The sequence below is a fragment of the Colwellia sp. BRX8-7 genome (genome assembly GCF_014077275.1).
GTDB lineage: Bacteria > Pseudomonadota > Gammaproteobacteria > Enterobacterales > Alteromonadaceae > Colwellia_A.
Window position 1 is genome coordinate 26,443 of the sequence record NZ_JACGVP010000002.1, and the last position, 20,872, is coordinate 47,314.

General features: G+C 37.0%; 21 protein-coding genes. 10 read left to right on the forward strand and 11 right to left on the reverse strand.

What is annotated here, in order from left to right:
• Positions 1 to 178: 178 nt before the first annotated feature.
• Positions 179 to 1,669, forward strand: a complete 1,491-nt coding sequence (locus H4J57_RS02320) for a M28 family peptidase (protein WP_182214315.1) — start codon at positions 179 to 181, stop codon at positions 1,667 to 1,669.
• Positions 1,670 to 1,981: 312 nt separating this feature from the next.
• Positions 1,982 to 2,167: a hypothetical protein gene (locus tag H4J57_RS02325; protein ID WP_182241831.1), complete on the forward strand. Its 186-nt coding sequence runs from the start codon at positions 1,982 to 1,984 to the stop codon at positions 2,165 to 2,167.
• Positions 2,168 to 2,235: 68 nt separating this feature from the next.
• Here the strand turns inward: H4J57_RS02325 and H4J57_RS02330 are convergent, their stop codons facing one another.
• Genes H4J57_RS02330 through H4J57_RS02345 form a run of 4 tightly spaced genes read right to left on the reverse strand, consistent with a single transcriptional unit; the run spans position 2,236 to position 5,228 of the window.
• On the reverse strand, positions 2,236 to 2,709 hold the full coding sequence (locus tag H4J57_RS02330; protein WP_182214311.1) for a glycine zipper 2TM domain-containing protein: 474 nt from the start codon (positions 2,707 to 2,709) through the stop codon (positions 2,236 to 2,238).
• Positions 2,710 to 2,739: 30 nt separating this feature from the next.
• Positions 2,740 to 3,342: a penicillin-binding protein activator LpoB gene (lpoB, locus tag H4J57_RS02335; protein ID WP_070376678.1), complete on the reverse strand. Its 603-nt coding sequence runs from the start codon at positions 3,340 to 3,342 to the stop codon at positions 2,740 to 2,742.
• A 46-nt stretch (positions 3,343 to 3,388) separates the two neighbouring features.
• Positions 3,389 to 3,826 carry a YcfL family protein gene (locus H4J57_RS02340; RefSeq protein WP_182203657.1) on the reverse strand — a complete coding sequence of 146 codons (438 nt, stop codon included), beginning with the start codon at positions 3,824 to 3,826 and terminating at the stop codon, positions 3,389 to 3,391.
• Between the two features lie 10 nt (positions 3,827 to 3,836).
• Positions 3,837 to 5,228 (reverse strand): COG3014 family protein, encoded by a 1,392-nt coding sequence (locus H4J57_RS02345; protein WP_220470253.1) that lies wholly within the window; start codon positions 5,226 to 5,228, stop codon positions 3,837 to 3,839.
• A 319-nt stretch (positions 5,229 to 5,547) separates the two neighbouring features.
• Here H4J57_RS02345 and H4J57_RS02350 point away from each other — a divergent pair, with 319 nt between their 5' ends.
• The 4 genes from H4J57_RS02350 to H4J57_RS02365 all read left to right on the forward strand — a co-directional run bounded on the left by H4J57_RS02350 (position 5,548) and on the right by H4J57_RS02365 (position 10,129).
• Positions 5,548 to 7,755 carry a marine proteobacterial sortase target protein gene (locus H4J57_RS02350; RefSeq protein ID WP_182241832.1) on the forward strand — a complete coding sequence of 736 codons (2,208 nt, stop codon included), beginning with the start codon at positions 5,548 to 5,550 and terminating at the stop codon, positions 7,753 to 7,755.
• Positions 7,752 to 8,309, forward strand: a complete 558-nt coding sequence (locus H4J57_RS02355) for a class GN sortase (protein ID WP_182214307.1) — start codon at positions 7,752 to 7,754, stop codon at positions 8,307 to 8,309. Before H4J57_RS02350 ends, H4J57_RS02355 begins: the two co-directional genes overlap by 4 nt.
• 162 nt (positions 8,310 to 8,471) lie before the next feature.
• Positions 8,472 to 9,272 carry an ABC transporter substrate-binding protein gene (locus H4J57_RS02360; protein WP_182241833.1) on the forward strand — a complete coding sequence of 267 codons (801 nt, stop codon included), beginning with the start codon at positions 8,472 to 8,474 and terminating at the stop codon, positions 9,270 to 9,272.
• Between the two features lie 107 nt (positions 9,273 to 9,379).
• The gene (locus H4J57_RS02365) at positions 9,380 to 10,129 is read left to right on the forward strand and encodes an ABC transporter substrate-binding protein (RefSeq protein WP_182230397.1); all 750 of its coding nucleotides are present in this window, start codon (positions 9,380 to 9,382) and stop codon (positions 10,127 to 10,129) included.
• A gap of 81 nt (positions 10,130 to 10,210) precedes the next feature.
• Here H4J57_RS02365 and H4J57_RS02370 read toward each other — a convergent pair whose 3' ends face one another.
• Complete coding sequence (locus H4J57_RS02370; RefSeq protein WP_182241834.1) at positions 10,211 to 10,813, reverse strand: DUF938 domain-containing protein; 603 nt, start codon at positions 10,811 to 10,813, stop codon at positions 10,211 to 10,213.
• Positions 10,814 to 10,821: 8 nt separating this feature from the next.
• Positions 10,822 to 11,964 carry a GNAT family N-acetyltransferase gene (locus tag H4J57_RS02375; RefSeq protein ID WP_182241835.1) on the reverse strand — a complete coding sequence of 381 codons (1,143 nt, stop codon included), beginning with the start codon at positions 11,962 to 11,964 and terminating at the stop codon, positions 10,822 to 10,824.
• 304 nt (positions 11,965 to 12,268) lie between these two features.
• Here H4J57_RS02375 and H4J57_RS02380 point away from each other — a divergent pair, with 304 nt between their 5' ends.
• The 3 genes from H4J57_RS02380 to yghU all read left to right on the forward strand — a co-directional run bounded on the left by H4J57_RS02380 (position 12,269) and on the right by yghU (position 14,722).
• The gene (locus tag H4J57_RS02380; protein WP_182214298.1) at positions 12,269 to 12,439 is read left to right on the forward strand and encodes a hypothetical protein; all 171 of its coding nucleotides are present in this window, start codon (positions 12,269 to 12,271) and stop codon (positions 12,437 to 12,439) included.
• A 462-nt stretch (positions 12,440 to 12,901) separates the two neighbouring features.
• Positions 12,902 to 13,696: an ABC transporter substrate-binding protein gene (locus tag H4J57_RS02385; protein WP_182241836.1), complete on the forward strand. Its 795-nt coding sequence runs from the start codon at positions 12,902 to 12,904 to the stop codon at positions 13,694 to 13,696.
• A 153-nt stretch (positions 13,697 to 13,849) separates the two neighbouring features.
• Positions 13,850 to 14,722, forward strand: coding sequence for a glutathione-dependent disulfide-bond oxidoreductase (yghU, locus tag H4J57_RS02390; protein WP_182241837.1), 873 nt, complete (start codon positions 13,850 to 13,852; stop codon positions 14,720 to 14,722).
• A gap of 380 nt (positions 14,723 to 15,102) precedes the next feature.
• Here the strand turns inward: yghU and H4J57_RS02395 are convergent, their stop codons facing one another.
• From H4J57_RS02395 to purE, 5 genes are all read right to left on the reverse strand, one after another.
• Positions 15,103 to 15,573, reverse strand: a complete 471-nt coding sequence (locus H4J57_RS02395; protein ID WP_182170271.1) for a phosphate-starvation-inducible PsiE family protein — start codon at positions 15,571 to 15,573, stop codon at positions 15,103 to 15,105.
• A 107-nt stretch (positions 15,574 to 15,680) separates the two neighbouring features.
• Positions 15,681 to 16,124: a SirB2 family protein gene (locus H4J57_RS02400; RefSeq protein WP_182214292.1), complete on the reverse strand. Its 444-nt coding sequence runs from the start codon at positions 16,122 to 16,124 to the stop codon at positions 15,681 to 15,683.
• A 174-nt stretch (positions 16,125 to 16,298) separates the two neighbouring features.
• On the reverse strand, positions 16,299 to 17,921 hold the full coding sequence (locus H4J57_RS02405) for a SulP family inorganic anion transporter (protein WP_220470064.1): 1,623 nt from the start codon (positions 17,919 to 17,921) through the stop codon (positions 16,299 to 16,301).
• Between the two features lie 118 nt (positions 17,922 to 18,039).
• Positions 18,040 to 19,152, reverse strand: a complete 1,113-nt coding sequence (locus H4J57_RS02410; RefSeq protein WP_182241838.1) for a 5-(carboxyamino)imidazole ribonucleotide synthase — start codon at positions 19,150 to 19,152, stop codon at positions 18,040 to 18,042.
• On the reverse strand, positions 19,152 to 19,631 hold the full coding sequence (purE, locus tag H4J57_RS02415) for a 5-(carboxyamino)imidazole ribonucleotide mutase (RefSeq protein WP_182170260.1): 480 nt from the start codon (positions 19,629 to 19,631) through the stop codon (positions 19,152 to 19,154). The genes H4J57_RS02410 and purE overlap by 1 nt, the downstream gene beginning before the upstream one ends.
• Positions 19,632 to 19,794: 163 nt before the next feature.
• On the opposite strand from purE, the gene H4J57_RS02420 reads away from it, so the two are divergent.
• Positions 19,795 to 20,745, forward strand: coding sequence for a LysR family transcriptional regulator (locus H4J57_RS02420; RefSeq protein WP_182214287.1), 951 nt, complete (start codon positions 19,795 to 19,797; stop codon positions 20,743 to 20,745).
• Positions 20,746 to 20,872 lie beyond the last annotated feature (127 nt).

Consider the following 20,872-nt stretch of genomic DNA (forward strand, 5'->3'; position numbering starts at 1 on the left):
CACGGGTAAAGTTTTAATAAATCATTAAAGAAATTCTTATATCTAACTGATCTCTATCTAGTTACTTTAAGATGTTAACTTTTTATCTTTTCTCCTGATCATATTTTATTGAAAACAAACTTGACTGATTATTCCCCAAGCGTTATGTATAGTTAAAACAATAAAAGAAAATAATATAATGAAAATTATTCCTTTGCTGCTTATGCCAGCTTTTTTAATCAATTGTGCTTACGCGACCTCTATTTTTAATAGCGACATTGAAAACTTAATTGCCACATTAAAGGCGCCCACCCCAGTTATTTCAGACTTGAAGCAACTAACGGATGAAATAGGCGCTCGCTTAACAGGTACTCAGGCAAATAAAAAATCGGTTAACTGGGCGCTGAAAAAATTTCATGAAGCGGGTGTTACCGCTAAAAAAGAAAGTTTTACTATGCCAAGAGCTTGGTCTGAGAAAACGATTAGCGCTAAAGTATTTAATAGCCAAATAAATTTTTCACCTCGTATTGTTGCTATGCCTTTTACTAAAAAAACCCATTATCGAGGCCTGAGCGCTAAAATCGTCAATCTGAATAAAGGTAGCGTGGCAGATTTTGAAAAAATGAATATTGACCATTACTTAGCAGATAAGTGGTTACTTATTGAAACAGATATTTTGGATGATGAACGCGGCATCTCAGGCCTTTTTCAAGAGTATAACAATGCGGTCATCATCGAAGAACAAGCGTTAGCGGTCAAAGCCACAGGTATTATTTATATGTCTTCTCGGCCAAAAAACCTCTTGTACCGCCACTTACCTAGCTCAGGGGTTGATAATAAATTAGCCATTGTTGTTATGGAAAGGGAAAGTGCCCTTCGCACTCAACGCCTACTGAACTCAGGTGAATCACTAAAATTAACAGCGAAAATAAATATATTAGGTGAAAAGCCTTATCAAGCTAATAATGTTGTTGCTGAAATAAAAGGTGACACCTATCCCGATGAGATTGTCTTAATTGGTGCTCATATTGATTCTTTTGATTTGGGTACTGGCGCTCTTGATAATGGCGCTAATGTTAGTCTAGTGATAGATCTTGCTCGTCAAATCACTAAGCTTGCTATAACACCTAAGCGTACTATTCGCTTTGTACTCTTTAACGGCGAAGAACAAGGTATGTACGGTTCTTGGGGGTACACTCAAACACATAGAGACGAGTTAGATAATCATGTCTTAGCCGCAACCATAGACATTGGCACCGGTGCTATTACTGGTTTTTTTATTAATGGTCGTGAAGAAATTAGAGCAACCATCGACAGTGTTTTGCATCCCGACGCAGAATTGGGTTCATTTAGCCAAATAATCGATCCAGTTGTTGGCACTGACAATTATGACTTTATGATGCAAGGTATCGCAAACCTTGTGGCTAACCAAGCAGACGCTAACTATGCATCTAATTATCATGCTCAATCAGACACCTTTGAAAAAGTAGACCAACAACAATTAAAATTGAACGCCGCTATTATGGGGGCAACTATTTTAGGTATTGCTAACCTTGACCAGATCCCTTGGCAACGTCAAACCTCAGAGCAAGTGGTAAAAATGGTTGAAAAATATAACCTTGAACAAGCGATGAAAACCTTTGGTTTACAACAAAGCTGGCAAGAAAACAAACGTGGTATTCAACACTAAAAGCTCGTCAACTTGTTTTAAATACTTTTCTCCGCTCGATAGCAATATCTAGCGGTTTTTTGTTGATAGAGGAAAAAAACTCATTCTACGACAGTAGAAAGCGGCTATATCGATGATATTGTCTCTTATCAAGGAAGGGGATAAATACTCATATATTTAGTTATTAACTTGATAAGTGGCCAAGTACTTTACTACAAGCTAAAACTTCTTTATCTACTCTAGCGTGCTTTAAGCGCCTTTTTCTAAAATAAAGGTCGTTTTTTTATTAATATTATCTATACTCCATCAAAATGTTATTAATGGAGTAATAATATGAAAAGAATGCCAACTGTTCTGGTAAAAACTTGGTTATTTCTGCTTAAAAGTAAAGACCCCAAACTCGCAAGACAAAAATTCATTGCTTATCAAAAAATCAAAAAATCATTCGGCAGTGCTGACCTAGCACAGTTATATCTTGAACAAGATAGGGATAATGACATCGAAGTCGTTATTATTTAAACAAAAAAAATGAGCAGGTGCTAACACCAACTCACTTTTTATCAAGCCTGATATATTTATTTGAATATTTACATTTGTTTATCAAGCCGTACAGAGCCATTTTCCAAATAAATGAGGCGGATAGCGTCATTACGTTGAAAAATCATTCTTGAGTCTAAGTATTGTATGACCATAAACTCCTTACCCTGGTCAGTTTTTATCATTAATTCAACTAAATGAAGCGTCTTACGGTGGTATTGTGGGTTTTTATTATTGGCCATAGAACCGCCTAATAAAGCACCAAGGACAGTAGCAACATCTCGGCCACTACCACTACCAAATTGATTGCCAACCGCACCACCAATAAGCGCACCACCAAAAACTTTCCAGCCTTTGTCTTTATCTTCGATAAGTTCTACTTCAGTAATATTTCTAACCGATTGTACTTTTCCAAAGAGAACTTTTTCGACAGGTACGGCTTTGTTTCTGTCATATTGCGCATTCACTATTGGACTTAATAAAATCGTTAATAGGCACAAACAAGAAAATAGCTTTGTTTTCATGATCTCCCCCTAAATATTGAATATCAGCTCTTACCAACCCACTGATGCTTTAACTTTAGTTTTGCGAATTTCAGTTTCGTCAGCCCATTCAACTAAGCCACTTTCTAAATCCATTAAACGTAGTGTAAATTTATAATAGACATCAGACTTGTCTTTGTTAGATTTTACAATACTTGATAAGTTCCCATAAAGCATATATTCAGCGCCAACTTGCTTACCAAATTGCACAGCTTTATTGGTGTCAACCATACCACTGTCTTGTTGAAATTTTATTTGTTCACGAGCCGCTTCTACTCGCGCCATATCAACAAAGCGAAACTTGCCTGAACGTAGTAACTTTGTGGAAATTGAATCAGTAATTGATTCAGTATCAATATGTTCGCTGGTTTTATTTTTTAGGCGCTCAACGAACATGATCGGACGTTTATTTTGCGTTAACGTACCTACAACTGGCGACAATAATAGCGAGTCAGTCATTTCTCCAGCAACTTTTTGTAAGTCAGTAGAGCCAAAGTTAATATCGGTCGTCTCAACCGCTGTCGCATCACCGTAGCGAACAACTGACTTTTGTGCACAACCCGCCACAAGGGTAATAGCTAAACCAACAGTAGTAGCAATCATTAATTTTTTCATAAGTACTTCCTTAATATATAACGTAATAAATTTTAATATTTAATATTTAATATCTATAAGCTTTTTCTGGGATTTCTCTCACATAAACAGTGAACGAAGCAACCTGTTCATTCGGTGCGAGTCCACTTAAGCTTGTTGACTGAAAACCATGTAATTCAAGTGGCTTCCAGGGTGTTTTTCGTGATTCAATCACAAATCCTTGCGCATCAAACCAGTTAAAGTGGTATTGCAATTTCAATGACTTTTTATAGGTACTGTTAAGCTGTAGGTTTATTTCTAGTAAACCATTGGTTTTTCTTGATTTTACATCAATAATTTTTAGCTGTTGTGCTAATTTAGGGTTATGGACCTCTAAATGCTTCGAAAACTCATCACCTTGTGTCATCGCACTGGTGCCGATCCCCGAGGTTATTGGCGCAGCGCAACCCAGAAAAAATATTGAGCTGAACACGGTAATAGCTGAAATTCTTATAAAATAATGCATATTTTTATCCTTACAAATTTATAGTTTGATAACCGGTAAAGTTACCCAGAGCGGTAAAATTAATTAGCGTTGTTCTATTTTCTGCTACGTCAATGTCAACGACCTGCTTTTTACCAGCATATGAAATCATCAATTTTTTCTGACCTACCACAACATTATCCAACCTCATTATTTGCACATTATCGGGCAAACTTGACCAACTGCGAGTATCGGCTTTTTCTGAAGCAATATTATAAAGGCTGGCTAAAATATTACCGACATCGCCACCCGACTTGCTCAAATTCTGACGTATCTGCTCTTTGGCGACTAAACGTATCGCTTGTCTTGTTACCAAACCCGGCAATTTTTCTTTTAAGTCTTTGCTTGCTAAAGACTGAAGCCTGACAATTTCTTGCGAAAGGTAACTTTTTTCATCAATACTGATACTCAAAGGTATTAATGCCGGTAAGCGCCCTCGATAAACAGGTAAAGCAAAAGTGAAAAATTTAAAATCTGAGCGAGTATTAAAGATAGGTAAATTTAAACTTGCCTCTTCTTTTGCACTAACAATTCCTTGTTCAAAAATAACAACTATTTGACCTGTGTTTATTTTATTTTGCCCTTGATAGCGACCAAACCTTTGCTCAAAACGGGCAAGTTCTTCATTCATATTTAGCTTATTAGCTAATCGCAAGACATCTTGTTGCAGAAACGTATTATTGGGATATATTTCTAGCGCTCGCTTATAGTCAATATAGGCATCATCAAACTTTTTAGCTGTTTCATACAATAAACCCGATAGATAAAAAGTATAAGCATTTTGAAAACTGTTTTTTAGATCACCAATTAAGTTATCCATTGATGGGAAGTTCTCATATAATTTATTACTGTTGATGCCTTTTTCGGCCATTTCTTCTTCAGCTTTGTAGAGTTCAGCTTGATTAGTTTTTAATGCACGTTCTTGCACTAAATTAGCTCTGCGCACTTCAACCAAAGCGCCCTCTAAACTGCCTTGATATAAATAATTTAACGCTTGATAAGAATGCAACATACCTTGCTCGTATGAAGGTATTTCATAGCCAATGGCATTGTCATTAGTCACCACCGCACTGACTTTTTTCAAGCCACTGCTTATTTGTATTTTCGCTGCTTGCTCTTCAGCCTGAACTTGTTGGTAGGCTAATTCAAAACTTTTTTGACTCGCCAGCCAATCATGAGAAAGAAACTGTAAACGGGCTTTTTCTAGTTGGCTCAAGCCATAATTATTATGCTGGCGATTAACCGAGATAACTGATGTTGTCGCAACAACGAAATCACCTCTTAACTGAGCTGAACGAGATTCTTGCATCTGTTGACTGTAACCAAAAAACAAATCACTCATGCCTATAGATGTACAGCCAACAAGCGTCGCTACTGAAAACATAAGACAAAATTTTATTAATAACTGTTTACACATAAAATTTTAAAGTAACCCTTAATGATGAAGACATTATAACACTTTACTAGCTAAGCCTGCGCTTGATTTGCTAGATGTAAAATTAATACGAAACAGCCCAATAGGCAATACAATAATTGTGAGTAAATTGTAAGAATTTTGTAATGTTCTGAGAGTGTTAACCGTCAGCAAAGCTTAATTGCCCTATTATTGACATATTTGGTCAGTACTTTGCCCTAATACCGCCCCCGCTAACGCTCAATGCTTTGCTTTAATATCATCTACTACTTACACAAAAGAGCAAGTGATGTTTACTTCTAGAAAAAACAGACAATTTATAGATTACCAAGACTCATACTATTACCGACAACAATATAAAAAACGTCGAAATAAATGGTTAAAGTTATCACTACTAGTGTTTCTTATCCTATTGTCTTCTTTGGCTTTAGTGCGTTATGCGCAAAGTAGTGAAATGGCTTTGACTGAAAATACAGCCAATAATAATAGGCTTATTTATGGTCCACAATTATTATTTGATCACCCAAATCCAGCAAAGCAAGCCAATTTACCCCTTGATATTCAGACCAATGTTGAGATTAATGGTTTAATTGCTTATGTAGAAATAAGACAAACCTTCGTTAATCCTCATGCGATTGCTTTAGAAGGAACCTATCAATTTCCCTTACCTGAAGATGCTGCAATAAAACGGTTAATGATAAAGGTTGGCGATAATGAAATAGTTGGCGAGATAATGGCAAAAAACACCGCTAAGGTTGTATATCAACAAGCGAAAAGCCAAGGAAGAAAAGCGAGCTTACTCGATCAACAACAAGCTAATTTGTTTATCAATAAAATTGCTAATATTCCACCACAAGCAAGCGTTATTGTTACGCTAACTTTTATGATGCCAGTCTCTTTTTCACAGGGTAATTTTGATCTACGATTACCACTAGCAATGACTCAAAGGTACCAACCCAAATTATCCCAGCCATTATCTGAAAATCCACAAGTAGCAAAAGCTTCTGAGCTTACAGAGCAACGAATAGCGTACTCTGCAGATAAATTACCTGCACAGCTGCACGCATCAACCACAAAAGCGCCTAGCCACTTACCTTCAATTGCCAGCAGTCAATCATCTATTAATATTTCCTTAAATTCGGGTATTGCGATTACTGCGATTAGCAGTGCTAGTCATAAAATAGTGATGCGCGCGTTAAACTCCCATCAAAATGCTTACTTTATTACCTTAAATCAGGCCGAAATGGTCGCTAATAAAAGTTTCGTTCTAAGCTGGCGATTATTAGCCAGTGAGCAAGCTAAAATCAGCAGTTTTACTGAACAAGTAGCAGATGAATATTATACGCTGCTGACCTTTTTTCCGCCAAAGACAGACCTTGCACAAGTGATCGCACGAGATATCATTTTTATCATTGATACCTCAGGTTCTATGCAAGGTTCGGCTATGGAACAAGCAAAAGCGAGTCTCTCGTTAGCTATATTACAACTTAACGATAAAGACAGTTTTAATATTATCGCTTTCAATGACACTACCGAATTACTCTTTTCCGGCACCAAAATGGCTGCAGGTCATCATATTAAAAAAGCACAACAATTTATTAGTCACTTAATGGCCGATGGTGGCACTGAAATGTACCGTCCCTTGAGTAACGCTTTGATGATGAAAAAAAGTGCTGTGCAAGCAGCGCAGGCTATTCGCCAAATAGTTTTTATTACCGACGGAGCTGTCGCTAACGAATTTGAACTTATGCAACTGCTTGAAAATGCCCAAGGTGATTTTCGTTTATACACCGTTGGCATAGGCGCTGCGCCCAATGGTTACTTTATGAAGAAAGCCGCTCAATTTGGTAGGGGTCGTTATGTTTTTATTCAAAGCCAAAGTGATGTTCAACAAAAGATGAGCGACTTTATGACTAAAATAAGTCAACCCGCAATCACTAATATCGACTTAATCATCGACAGCCGAGTTCATCAACACCTCGAGGTTTATCCTAAAAGCATCCCTGATTTATATTTCGACGAGCCCTTGCAAATAGCGATAAAATCTCAGTTTCCTATCACGAGTTTGCAATTAACAGGTGATACCGTCACTGCGCCCTGGTACCAAGAATTAATTATTGATAGCGAGCAATCTTCAACCGGTATTTCATCACTTTGGGCGCGTAGAAAAATAGAAAGCTTACTCGATAGCTTAGTCAGCGGAGCAGATAAAGCTAAGGTGAAGTTTCAGGTTATTACTACCTCACTCAAGCATCAAATCATATCGCCCTATACCAGTTTTATAGCCTTAGAGAAACAGCAAAAAGACGGATTATTACTCGCTAAGAATACCGTTTTTCAAGCCCATGAAAGTTTAATGGTCGCTATGCCTAAAACAGCATTAGGGTGGAAATTACAATTTCTGCTTGGCATGGCACTCTTGTTATTGGTAACTATGAGCGAGGCTATTATATTGCGGGGTTATCAGTGTATTAAATTAAGGGGTGGTCAACCTTGAAAAAATTAATTAAAACATCCTTATTGATCATCGGTAGCTTGCTGTGTTTACAAGCCAGTTGGTTGCCGACTAAAGCTTGGTTATCTCAGCAATTAATTAATTATAGCTGGCATCAGACACTGGCTTTACAGCAAAGAATAAAACCTTGGCCATGGGCTGATACCTACCCTATTGCCGAGCTTTCATTTAAACGCTTAGCAAAGTCTCTGGTGATACTTAATGGCGGCGACCCAACCACACTCGCTTTTTCAGCCGGGGCTATTGCTCCTTTCAACCAGGTCAGCCGTGCTCAACCTTTTGTGGTTGCTGGCCATAGAGATAGCCACTTTTCATTTTTAGACGAGGTAGATATGAAGGATATTATTTCATTAACTGACCGATATGGTCAAAGCCAGCTTTATCAAGTTGAAGCGATTAACATTGTTGACGCTTCAACAGGTCAAATGCCACTGCTAGCTGATGACTCATCATTAATATTAATCACTTGCTACCCTTTTAATAACTCGAGCAGTAATAGCAATGAAAGATATGTGATAACCGCAAAGTTACTTTAAGGGATAAGTGGTTACGGGTCATTAAGCCAATAACCATATTATTACGGTAATTAACCTTATAAAATCTATCAATAAGTACCGACGGCTATTTAAAGTTTATCCCGTTAACATTAATTGCCTGAGGGGGTTGGTAAAATGATTATCTAAGCTATAGTTTAAAATATGATGGATGAAATTATAAAATTTATGAAAGGACTAAAGAAAAATTTAGCTTTTGGCTTAGTGTTGTTATTGGTATTTTACTGCGGCCAAGTATCTGCAACTAAGATCAGCATTCTTACTGAACATTTGGCTCCTTTTCAAATTGTCACGACCAATGCAATAGAAGGCTTGTCAACAGAAATAGTCGAAGCGACGTTAGCACAAGCTCAGTATGAATACGCCATCAGTGCTCACCCATGGGCGTTGTCTTATAGAAGAGCACAGCATGGAAAAAACACCTGTATATATTCACTTGCTCGTATCCCAGAGCGTGAGCCTTTGTTTAAGTGGGTTGGACATATTGCTTCAAGTACCATCTCTCTTTATTCCCTTAATAATAGTCAGATAACTATCTCTGCTATAGAAGAAGCTAAAAAATATAACATTGCGGTGATACGTGATGATGTTACCCACCATTTTTTATTATCAAAAAAATTTATTGAAAACCAAAACCTTTATGTGGTTGACAATTATGATGCCTTATTAAAATTATTAGACCTATCTAGTCGCCATATTGATTTAGTTGTTCTCAATGATGATTTACTTAGAAATAGAGTAAAAAACTTGGGAGAAACAACAAAATATAAAAATGTATTTCAGTTCAAGGCGTTAACACTAAACTTTCATTTTGCTTGCAGTTTAAACACAGAGCAAGTCATTGTAGATAACCTTATTAATGCAATGATGCTACTTGAGCAACGTGGTGTATTGTTAACTATCAGGAAGAAGTGGCAAAAAAACATGGTGAGTTTAATTAATTAAATACACATTCCAGTAAAATTGGTGGTTAGCTGTGTGCTATTAACACTATTCTCGTATACGTTTAATCGCAAGTTGAACAGTTATCTTTTCATAATAAGAGAGCCGTAATGAAACAACGTAATAAAAATATGCTAGTAAAATTTATTACCTTGATGACGTTAATAGGCAATGTTTTTCCACTTTCCGGGCAAACACTCCAGATTGAAACAATCAATGTCGCTCCCTTTGGCTTTATTGGGGACAATAGTAAGCCAACTGGAATGATGTTCGAAATAAGTAATAGAATTGCCGAAGTAGCGGGGCTTAACTATACCAATAAGATAATTCCTTATGCTCGTACTATTATTCACCTGAAACAAGGCAAATCAGATTTTGTGCTACGTTTCAATAATGATCAGTTGCCCGCGATCTCTATCCCATTAGTCTCAGTGATCACTATGCCAATTATTATCCTGTCTAGGGCGGGAACTCACTATCGAAGCCTAAAGGATCTCCATGGAAAAACAGTGGGAGTGGTGCGAGGCGGTGAATTTGATGTCAATTTTGATAATGACGCCGCCATTAATAAAGTTGAAGTCAATAATTACACACAAATGCTAAAACTGTTAATCAGTGGTCGAATTGACGGCTGTATTGGTACCAATGTTGGATTATATTACAACGCTAAGCAACTTGGCATAAAACCTGAGGTATTGAATTCACCATTACAACTAAGTTTCAAAGATTTTGTACTTCATTTTTCTAAAAAGAAGATAAATACCCAGACAATGAAAATATTAAAAAAATCAGTAGAAAAGCTTAAAAGTAATGGGGAGATCCAGACAATCGTCAACAAATACATCGGCGATTTCAAATAGCGGCTTTCATCAAGCCATTAATCAATTTTTGTTAATCGCTTGAAATCGAGAGCGGCGTTAAATATTGACGATATTGAATTTTTATATTTTAGAAAAAACTAATAGCCGATTATTCGCGGGCATTGGATGATCGTCAATTAACTCAAGTCCTGCTGACGTTGCCAATAATAAGACTGCCTCAATATCTCTAATACCGCTATCCTTATCTCTTTCTTTAAGCCACACATCGAAGTCTGCGTTACTCTCACTAGAGAACTGCCCTTGATAGTTAAAAGGTCCGTATATACAAATACTTGCTGAAGATGATAAGTTTTGCGCAAGCCCCTCAAAAAACTTAACCACTAATGGCCAGCTAATGATATGCAGTGTATTAGCGGTATATACGCCATCAAGGGGGGCATATTGATTAAGCTTAGGCCAAGTTCTATTTAAATCAACGACGACCGGCCTTTTTACATTCAACCACTTGCTTTCATCAAGCCACGCATTAATACCCTGGTGGTTTATTAGCAAATCACTGGTTTGCCAGGTTAGATGGGGTAAATTTGGACCAAAGAAGGCAGCGTGTTGCCCTGTTCCTGAGCCAATTTCAAGGACATGCTTAGCACTTGAAAACACTTTCGTTAAAACATTCAAAATAGGTAACTTATTGTTTTCACATGCTTGGGAAAAAGGTTTATTCATTATTTTTCTTAAGTTGATTCATTGGTAGCTAACGTTTTGAAAGGTAACGCCTGCTGGCATTGCTGCTGGTACGTTAGCATATGCTGTTGCTCTTGATGACAAAAATTTTTAATTGCTGCCTTAAAAGCTGGGTGTTTTATCCAGTGGTAAGAGTAGGTTAATGTCGGTTCAAAGCCACGTTGAATTTTGTGTTCACCTTGAGTACCCGGGTTAAAAACTTGCAAGTTGTGTTCAATACAAAACTCGATACCTCGATAATAACAAAGCTCAAAATGTAAATTATTATAATGTTTAGTACAGCCCCAATATCGCCCATATAAGTGAGTATCATCATAAAAAAAGAGCGCACAGGCGATGTCTTCTTGCTGATGACTGGCGATGATCAATAAAATATTATCAGTCATACTAAGCACTATTTGCTTAAAAAAATCATAGCTCAAGTGTGGTTGATGACCCCGTTTTAAATAAGTTAATTGATAAGTTAGATAGAAAAAATCAAGTTCTTGTCGGCTAATTTCGCTATTTTTCAGTTGACGAATTTTAATCTCTTGTTGAGTAATAGACAGCCTTTCTTTGCGAGTGTTTTTTCTTTTGCGCGAAGTAAACGTACCTAGAAAGTCGTCAAAGGTTTTATAATCACGATTAAACCAGTGAAATTGCACCGTATTACGTTGATAAATATCCGCTGGTAAAACTGTTTTTATTTCATCACAGTATAATATATGCCAACTATTAATATTTTCTTGCTGGCAATGTTCAATGAGCGGTGCAAACAACTCATTTATTTGGATTTTTTCTGAAAGTAATTTATTACTGGTTACGGGGGTAAAGGGAATAGTTGCGACTAATTTAGGGTAATAATTTATCTCATTGCGTTGATAAGCCTCGGCCCAATCCCAATCAAAAACATACTCCCCCCAAGAGTGGCTTTTCAAGTACATCGGCATCACACCTGTGACATCACCGTTTGTTGATGTCACTAAATGATGAGCTTGCCAACCTTGTTTAACACTAACTGAGTCACTTTTTTCAAGCGCGCTAAAAAACTCATAAGCAAGAAAAGGGCTAGGTGAATTATTTAACGCCTGCCAATCAATAGCACTTATTTTGTCAATATGATTAAGAAAATTAATATTTATATCAGCATTCAATCGCGTTTTACTCAACAGCCAATGGCTGTTTATCTAGCAATAGTGACTTAATTTTACTGTCAAAATAGCATTATTAAAGGATGTTGCGTCAATGATAGCGCTATTTTTTCTCGAAATGTATCACTAAGCCATATTTTTAAGTTATCAGGGGTGGCAAAATAAAAAATAGCCAACAATAAAAAGAGTTCTAATACTAAGTAAGGCAAGCTGATATTTCGCTGAAATATAGAGAGTATCTAGTACTAGAATTTATTTAACAGCACTTATACAATACATCTTTATAGTAAATAAAGGTGAATTTCCGGTGTCTGAGAAAGTGATTAACTTCGAGTTTGAAAAGCACAATAAAAACAGTATTCGATATAAAGAAGTACCTGAGAATGGAATGCCCCCCGTTTTAGGGTCTATCTATGTGCAAAAATGGTTTGCCGGTGACAATAAAAACATTGAAATAACCATTAAAACAAAAGATTAAACAACTAAAGTCCGTTCCCTACTCTATCGCACAATTTGGCGATGCCGTATTAAGGCCTCGTGCAGTTGAGGTTGAAAATATTTAAGATGAGGAGTGCCAGCAACGGCCATGATCAATCCTGAAGTATTGACCTTATCAGCTGAAATAATAAAAGGTTGAGAAGACTGTTTAAGTGTACCTAAGATGCACAGTTTTGTGCCAAGGTACAGTGACATCAGGTTCAGATATTATCACTGACAAGGTATTGAACAACAAAAAGAATTAGCCAGTTTTTCAGCATGACTTTGAACGGTTTAACTTTTATTGACAAAGTAAAGTCGACAACAGACTTTGTCAGTGAAAATAAATGGTATAAACAGATAATTGGTATAAACGTTAACAACTAATCATGTTCTTTACTGGCTTTAAGCTGACTATCAATAGTTGCTAGATAAATAAAAATAAAGCTTTATACTACCTATAATGATGAAATTTATAAAAATAGTACCTTTACTTTTCCTTTACTCATTAAGTGCATTAGCACAATCGAACGCAAAGCCAGATTTGGCGTTATTGGAAAAGGGCAAAACAATTCTAACCGTAGCTACGGAAAATATTGGTTACTACCCATTTTACTATCCAGAAAATGGTGAAATAAAAGGTTTTTCGGTTGAAGTTCTTAATTATATTGAAGCGCATTCAAACTATGATTTTGAGTTTATTATTCTTCCTTGGCCAAGGGCCGTTCACTTGGTTGCAGAAGGCAGGATCGATTTAATACTGACCTTATTTAAAACACCGAAGCGCGAACAAATGTATCATTTTATTGAGCCTTCTTATGCTAATGAAATTAATCAATTATTCACTTTAAAAGATAATGATTTTGAGTTTGATGGAAAATTAAAACAACTAACACCCTACTCTGTCGGCACTATTAGAGAATATTCCTACGGCGAATATTTTGATGGTGCCAGCTACCTAAATAAATTGCCCGCATTAACAGAAGAAGTACTTTTAAAACTGTTGATCGGCAAACAAATAGACATGTTAATCAGTAACCCATTAGTGTTTAATCAATTAATTTTAAAAGAAAAGGTTGGCGCTCAGGTTAAGGCGATAGAGCCATATATATCAATGACTCCTGTATATATGGCGCTAACTAAGAAGAGAAAAGACTCTCTAGCAATAAATACCACACTTGGGCAACTCACTGAGCAGTTAAAAGCGTCTCCTTACTATCAAGAATTACTCAATAAATATCAATTGAATTTTAAATAATAGAGTTAAATTAAAGACACTGCGGGTTTAGCTTACTAACACCATTATTTTCAGCAGATTAAGCTGATATTATGGGTTTATAATTTGCTACTACTTAGTTAAAAACGCCACGATCATTCAATGATGGTCTCAATCATAATTACGGAGTCTACAATGTCTACAGATACCTATGTACCACCAAAGATATGGGAATGGAATAAAGAGTCTGGTGGTAAATTTGCCAGTATTAATCGCCCTATTGCAGGAGAAACGCATCAAGGCGACTTGCCCGTAGGTAAGCACCCTTTCCAGCTATACTCGCTGGCTACCCCTAATGGTGTCAAAATCACCATTTTATTAGAAGAGCTATTAGCGTTAAATATAGCAGAAGCCGAATACGATGCGCACTTGATTGATATAATGGCCGGTGATCAATTTAGCTCAGGCTTTGTTGATATCAATCCCAACTCTAAAATACCGGCTTTAGTTGATAATAGTGGCGATAATAAACTGCCCATTTTTGAATCTGGCGCGATACTTCTGCATTTGGCTGAAAAGTTTGCTGCCTTCATACCCAAAGAGCCGCTACTTAAAGCACAATGCTTATCATGGCTATTTTGGCAAGTGGGTAGTGGCCCTTATTTAGGCGGTGGGTTTGGTCATTTTTTTGCTTACGCACCCGAAAAATTTGAATATCCAATAGAACGTTTCACTATGGAAGTTAAACGACAACTCGATGTACTCGACCGTCATTTAGCCAATAATAAATATATGTGTGGCGAGCAATACACTATTGCAGATATCGCTATATGGCCATGGTATGGAGCATTAGTACAAAATAAAGTCTATGAAGCTGCAGAGTTTTTACAAACGCAATCCTATAAAAACTTATTGCGATGGACCGAAGAAGTTGGCAATCGAGCAGCTGTTAAGCGTGGTTTAATGGTCAATCGTACTTGGGGAGAGTTAGAAGAACAATTACATGAACGCCATGATGCCAGTGATTTTGAACTTAAAACTCAAGACAAGCTAGTCGGTTCTCAATAATCAACTCCGGTCTTTAGCCTGATAATTGTGCTGCCAAAATTTTTTACCCGCAGGCTCATTGACTAATGAGCCATGGCCACCTTTGGCGGTAACAGGGGAAAAAAGTTAAAAGACAAAAATATCATGACTCACTGCTTATTCCTTAGCAGGAGTCTTGATTTATTATCGGATTTATTTAATGTAGATTCGAATATACTAGGTGTTTAATTCGTATTTATCGAAGTATTAAGGCTAACTTATACGCTGAATTTAGCCTTAATAACTTATACTAACAAGCAGATAAACCGCATAAGAAAACGTTAAATTTAACATTAAAATTAATGTTTTCATTGGGGTAAACGGACACTGCAACTCAATATTATATGTAAGAAGTCAATAAATTATGATTCTGGCTTAATTATCTCGTTAGCCTGCGTACTTTTCTTTTTTATTAACCAGTACGTTACTCCAAGAGAAATAGTCACCAAAGCAAGACCAACAATTTGATCTGCAGAAACAAGTTTAAGATCTAACACAATAACTTTACGGGCAACTGCCATCAATGCTGTGGCAACAACCAATTCTACCGGGATAACGTTTGAGCCAAGGTACAAACGAATATTGATAAAGATTTCAACCGCGATTAACACCACCATAAAAGCGCCAAAAGTTTGTAAAATATCATCAATATCTAAAAGAAAATAAGGCGGCATCGATAGTTTCAAATAGAGTACATAAACCACATCAGCAATACTCCAATAGATCACTAATACCATTAACAAGGCCAGTATTCTTATCGCAAATCGAATCGAGCGATGCAGTACCTTTAACAATGGATCTGAATGATTTTCAGGTAATTCTTCGTGTCTCATGGATCTTCCTATATGAAAAGCAGGGTAAATATATCGATATATCTATGTTCATAAAGCCATAACGTTATGATCATAGAAAATATCAATATTGAAAATACGGCTCGAAACTAGCAAATATTCGCTATCATAGCCCGCCCAAGGTCAATATAAGCGTTAACATCTTCATTCATTCCCTTGGTTTTAATATGATCAGCAAAACCAAGTCGCGCCGTCATAGCTAGCCAAAATATGGCACTAATTAAGCCAGCAATACGCCACAAATTAGTCTTAGCCCACTTAAGCGCCAACGTAATAGAGAGGACATAGATAACAAAACCCGCAAGTTTAGATGATGCCCAACCATTAACGAAAGGATACAAATTAAGCGGGTTAACGATCACCAAATAAATAAAAGTAACAGCAAATAACGTATATAAAATATGTGGTCCAATTTTTAACAGTTTGTTGTTAGCTTTTTCAGACCCTTTCATCATTAACACAAAGTTAATGAGAAAAAGAACAAAAGTAAGTGTAATTATGGTTATGTGTAGATGCTTAATTATCATGTACATGTGGTTGTTCCCTAAAAATTCATTATTTATTTAATACTTAGGCTGTCAGTATATCGTTTATTTACCTAAGCAACTGCTATCTTTTATATTATTTTAATAAGTTCAGCCAAGATAAGCTGAGCATATTCATTGCACAAGTTTCTCTGTTGATAAGTTTTTGTGTCATGCAAGCATTTAGTCAAGCTTACTGTGCTTTTTTTCTAGATAAGTTAGCGAGGCTTCTAAAGCTTCATAGCGCAATGAATAGATATTATCATTGGCGACTAAATCCAATACATTACACTTTTCGAGCTGTTGATGTGTTTGCTTATTTGGGCACAATAAAAAAACTTCACATTGACCATCTTGAGCATCTTTTACTGCGTTTTCTAGCGCAAGTCCTACCGTTTCATCAATCATAGGGACATCCGTTAAATCGAGGATCATGACCTCAAAATCTGCAACACTGGTATGCTGACGAGAAATAGCTTTTGATACACTAAAAATCATCGGCCCTGATAAGTAAAAAAATAACACCTTACCATTCGCTTTATCGAGTAAGCCTCGTTCAAGCACAGTTAATGGCACATCATTGCCATCAGCATCACTAATTGCTTTAACCTTTCTGGCTTGCTCTCGACTTAAACGCTCAATAACAATGATATTAGAAATGAAGACACCAAGACCTACAGCGACAATTAAATCAACAAAAATAGTTAATAACATAACACCATACATAATGGCCATGCCCTGAACACTGACTTTATGAGCACGTTGAATAAAGCTCCAGTCAAGGATATTAAAACCTACATAAACGGCAATCCCCGCTAACACAGCCATGGGGATAGGCTCAGTTAGACCTGCAGCCACTAACACCACTAATGCAAGTACCAAGGCGCGAATGATACCTGACACAGGTGAGCGTGCACCTACTTGAATATTAGTCACGGTACCCATAGTTGCGCCAGCGCCTGGTAAAGCACCGAACAAGCCGGAGATCATATTAGCGATACCTTGTCCGCGTAACTCCCGGTCGGGATCATGTTCTTTTCGTGTTAATGAATCACCAATCACAGCAGTCAATAAGGTATCAATGCAGCCAAGTGTGCCCAGGACCAAAGCATCTATCACCATAGTAGTAAAGATGTCGACGTTGAAATGAGGAATAACTAAAGAAGGTAAACCTGCCGGTATCTCACCAATTCTGCGGATGTCATCGCTGTTGAAAAAAATTAAAGAAAGTACAGTAACAACAACTAATGCGACCAGTTGAGCCGGAACATATTTGCGGTAATGTTTAGGTAAGTAAAATAAAATACCTAAAGTAAGTGCCCCTAAAAATAATTCACTGAACTTAATATTTACGAGTATATTAGGCAGTGCTGATAAGCTTCCCGTAACGCCACCAGAAGGTGTCTGATGTCCTAACAACGGAGCTAACTGTAAGATAATTAAAATAACACCTATGCCTGACATAAAGCCAGAAATAACACTATAAGGCATTAACGTAATATATTTCCCGAGCTTTAGTGTGCCAAGCAACATCTGAAATGCACCGGCCATCATCACAATAGTAAATGAAATTGCCATGCCTGTTTCTGGATATTTTGCCATCATGCTGGTTAATATGGCTGTCATAATAACGGTCATTGGACCGGTAGGCTCTGATATCAAACTAGATGAACCACCAAACAATGCGGCAAAAAATCCAACCATTATCGCGCCCCAAAGCCCAGCTTCAGCGCCAGCTCCTGACGCAACACCAAAAGCAAGTGCTAAAGGCAAAGAAATAATTGCGGTAGTTACACCACCAAACATATCTCCTTTGAGATTGAACTCTTTAAAACGATTTCCAAACACCGCGCAAATCCTTACTAAAAAAGATGATCAGGCCAGATAACATTTTATCTGACCCGTAAACAGAAAAACATAGAACCTAACGAATATGATTCAACTTAAGATCGCACTCAAAATTATCCATTTGTTGAACAAGATTTACTCGGTCTTTATCGAAAAAATTAACATGACCCAATTTTCGTTGCGGTTTTACTGATTTGTTGTACCAATGCAATGTTGATAAAGCTGAAAGCGAAGTCATTGGTGGTTTTTCATTACCGATTAAATTAATCATACCCGCTGTGCCAAGCGACTCTGTGCTACCTAGCACTAAGCCAGCAACCGCTCTTATATGATTTTCAAATTGGCAGGTTATACTCCCTGCTTGTGTCCAATGTCCACTATTGTGAACACGAGGTGCTAATTCATTGATCATTAATTCACCATCAACAACAAAGCACTCCATCGCCAGAACACCAACATAGTCGAGGGCATTTAATACGCTTTCCATATACGTTTGAGCTTTAAGCGCTAGCGTATTATTTTGATCTACAGCGGGTGCAATAGATTGCAGCAAAATACCATTTTTATGGGTATTCTCTGTTAAAGCATAGTGTTCGATATTGCCATTTTTTGAACGAACCGAGACGAGAGATATTTCTCGTTCGAACTTTATCCAAGCTTCAATAATATAATCTTCGATGTTTAAATGGTCAAAGTCTTCAATATCTGCCAAGGTTTTTAGAACCCATTGGTTTTTACCATCGTAGCCATCACTACAAGATTTAACCACCATAGGTAGCTGTAAGACTTTCAATGCTTCACTAGCTGGCAACGAATAAGCAAAGGGTGAAGTGGGTATTGATAATTTTTCTAATAATTGCTTTTCTCGATAACGATGCTGACAGGCAGAAATTGCTTCAATGTTTGGCAAAACATCACAATATGCTTGCAGAGCTTTAAGCAATTCTATATCTACTTGTTCTTTTTCTACGGTAATTACATCAGGCTTTCCGAGGAGGTTATAGAGCTTATGAATATTTTGCTCTTCCTGCCAATTTTTAGTCAGTGTAACCACTCGACCTAAACCGTCAACACAATCAGTTACTTGCTGGAGATTATCATTAATAAAGCTGAATTTTATCCCTAGTGGCAGTCCTGCAAGTGCCAACATACGAGAAAGTTGTCCACAACCTACAATGGCTATGCGCATTATTCTACCTCCCATGAGACACTTTCACTTTGCTGTGAACGCCATATTTGTAGCTTGCCTTGCAGTACCGTATCATTAATGGCAAGGATTTGTGAGGCCATTAACCCCGCATTAAATGCGCCTGCTTCGCCAATACCTTGGGTGGCAACTGCAACGCCTTTAGGCATTTGTACGATAGATAATAGACTGTCCATTCCTTTGAGTGCTTTGCTCATTACCGGCACACCAATAACAGGTAACCAAGTTAATGCGGCAGCCATACCGGGTAAATGTGCGGCGCCACCAGCACCCGCTATAATCACGCTGTACTCTTTATCGGCATTCTCAGCAAAGTCATATAAACGTTTAGGGGTACGATGGGCTGAAACAACCATAGCTTTATACTCAATGCCCAGTGCTTCAAGAACTGTAACCGCATTTTTCATCACTGGCCAATCTGACTGTGATCCCATGATAATTGCGACTTTAATTTTTTTCATTGTAAATGGCCTTATTTTTAATGGTTAAGCGCTGGCTTGAGTTAAACATCAATCCGCTAATTAAATATTCTGATAGTGATATTATGACAAAAAAGATAAATAGATAAAAATTGATATTACCTATAGTATAAATAGATAAAAATCTATTTGATGGGGTGTAATTATGAAATCAAGGCTTCATGCTCATGTTGGCACAATCAGACAGCTGGAAATATTATTGTCAGTTCATGATAAAGGTAGTATTAAAGAAGCGTCAAAAGCACTTTTTCTAACGCAACCAACGGTATCAATACAAATGAAAAAGCTTGCAGAGGCAATGGGAGCTCCTCTATATAACTATACCAATAGACAAATATTATTTACGGATATAGGCCTAGAGTTAGTAAAAACCGCGGTAGAGGTACTTGATAGTTTTTCACGACTTGATATGGCGATAGGCAATATTAAAGGTTTTAAGTCTGGCACCTTAAGGTTGGCTGTTGTCACCACTTCTAAATATTTTATTCCCCATTTGTTGGGACCTTTTTTAGAAAAATATCCAGATATAGATATACAGTTAAATATTGGTAATCGACAACAAACCATTGATCGCCTAAAGCAAGGTATTGACGACTTCTATGTGTTTAGTCATCCGCCATCTGATATTGAAACTGAGTCGATTGAATTTTTAACCAATCCGCTGGTAGCCATAGCACATCAAGACCACCCCATTGCTAAAAAGAAAAACCTCACTTTAAAAGATTTAAGCAAGGAACCTTTCATTATGCGTGAAAAAGGTTCAGGTACAAGGTATGCCATTGAGGAATTTTTAAAGCATCATAACACTAAGCTAAATGTAAAAATGACCATTGAAAGTAATGAAGCAATTAAACATCTGGTGATGTCAAAGCTTGGCATCTCAATATTATCAGCGCATACCTTAATGTATGGTGGACAAAGTGGACTAGTGCGTTTACCAATAAGTGAACTGCCAATAAATGCTCATTGGTTTTTTGTTTGGTCTAAATCAAAACGTCAAACCTTATTAGCGGCTGAATTTCTTGCTCATATTGAAACTAATGGCCGTTCATTATTACAAAAAGAAATGATATCAAACGATATTTTATCTCGCTAAATCACTGTTAAGTTAGCCTGCTTAATGAAGTAGGTTAAATGATGGGCTAATTAAATCAATTTTTTCATAAGGTTGATACCGGCTGAACAGCCAAGTATTTAACTTGTTGATAAAATAGCGCATGCAT

Coding starts and splice junctions, on each gene's coding strand:
- H4J57_RS02320 (WP_182214315.1), top strand. CDS start 179: ATGAAAATTATTCCTTTGCTGCTTATGCCAGCTTTTTTAATCAATTGT.
- H4J57_RS02330 (WP_182214311.1), bottom strand. CDS start 2,709: ATGAAAACAAAGCTATTTTCTTGTTTGTGCCTATTAACGATTTTATTA.
- H4J57_RS02400 (WP_182214292.1), bottom strand. CDS start 16,124: ATGTACATGATAATTAAGCATCTACACATAACCATAATTACACTTACT.
- H4J57_RS02365 (WP_182230397.1), top strand. CDS start 9,380: ATGAAACAACGTAATAAAAATATGCTAGTAAAATTTATTACCTTGATG.
- H4J57_RS02420 (WP_182214287.1), top strand. CDS start 19,795: ATGAAATCAAGGCTTCATGCTCATGTTGGCACAATCAGACAGCTGGAA.
- H4J57_RS02345 (WP_220470253.1), bottom strand. CDS start 5,228: ATGTTTTCAGTAGCGACGCTTGTTGGCTGTACATCTATAGGCATGAGT.
- lpoB (WP_070376678.1), bottom strand. CDS start 3,342: ATGAAAAAATTAATGATTGCTACTACTGTTGGTTTAGCTATTACCCTT.
- H4J57_RS02350 (WP_182241832.1), top strand. CDS start 5,548: ATGTTTACTTCTAGAAAAAACAGACAATTTATAGATTACCAAGACTCA.
- H4J57_RS02340 (WP_182203657.1), bottom strand. CDS start 3,826: ATGCATTATTTTATAAGAATTTCAGCTATTACCGTGTTCAGCTCAATA.
- yghU (WP_182241837.1), top strand. CDS start 13,850: ATGTCTACAGATACCTATGTACCACCAAAGATATGGGAATGGAATAAA.
- H4J57_RS02395 (WP_182170271.1), bottom strand. CDS start 15,573: ATGAGACACGAAGAATTACCTGAAAATCATTCAGATCCATTGTTAAAG.
- H4J57_RS02410 (WP_182241838.1), bottom strand. CDS start 19,152: ATGCGCATAGCCATTGTAGGTTGTGGACAACTTTCTCGTATGTTGGCA.
- H4J57_RS02385 (WP_182241836.1), top strand. CDS start 12,902: ATGATGAAATTTATAAAAATAGTACCTTTACTTTTCCTTTACTCATTA.
- H4J57_RS02325 (WP_182241831.1), top strand. CDS start 1,982: ATGAAAAGAATGCCAACTGTTCTGGTAAAAACTTGGTTATTTCTGCTT.
- H4J57_RS02405 (WP_220470064.1), bottom strand. CDS start 17,921: ATGTTTGGTGGTGTAACTACCGCAATTATTTCTTTGCCTTTAGCACTT.
- purE (WP_182170260.1), bottom strand. CDS start 19,631: ATGAAAAAAATTAAAGTCGCAATTATCATGGGATCACAGTCAGATTGG.
- H4J57_RS02360 (WP_182241833.1), top strand. CDS start 8,472: ATGATGGATGAAATTATAAAATTTATGAAAGGACTAAAGAAAAATTTA.
- H4J57_RS02370 (WP_182241834.1), bottom strand. CDS start 10,813: ATGAATAAACCTTTTTCCCAAGCATGTGAAAACAATAAGTTACCTATT.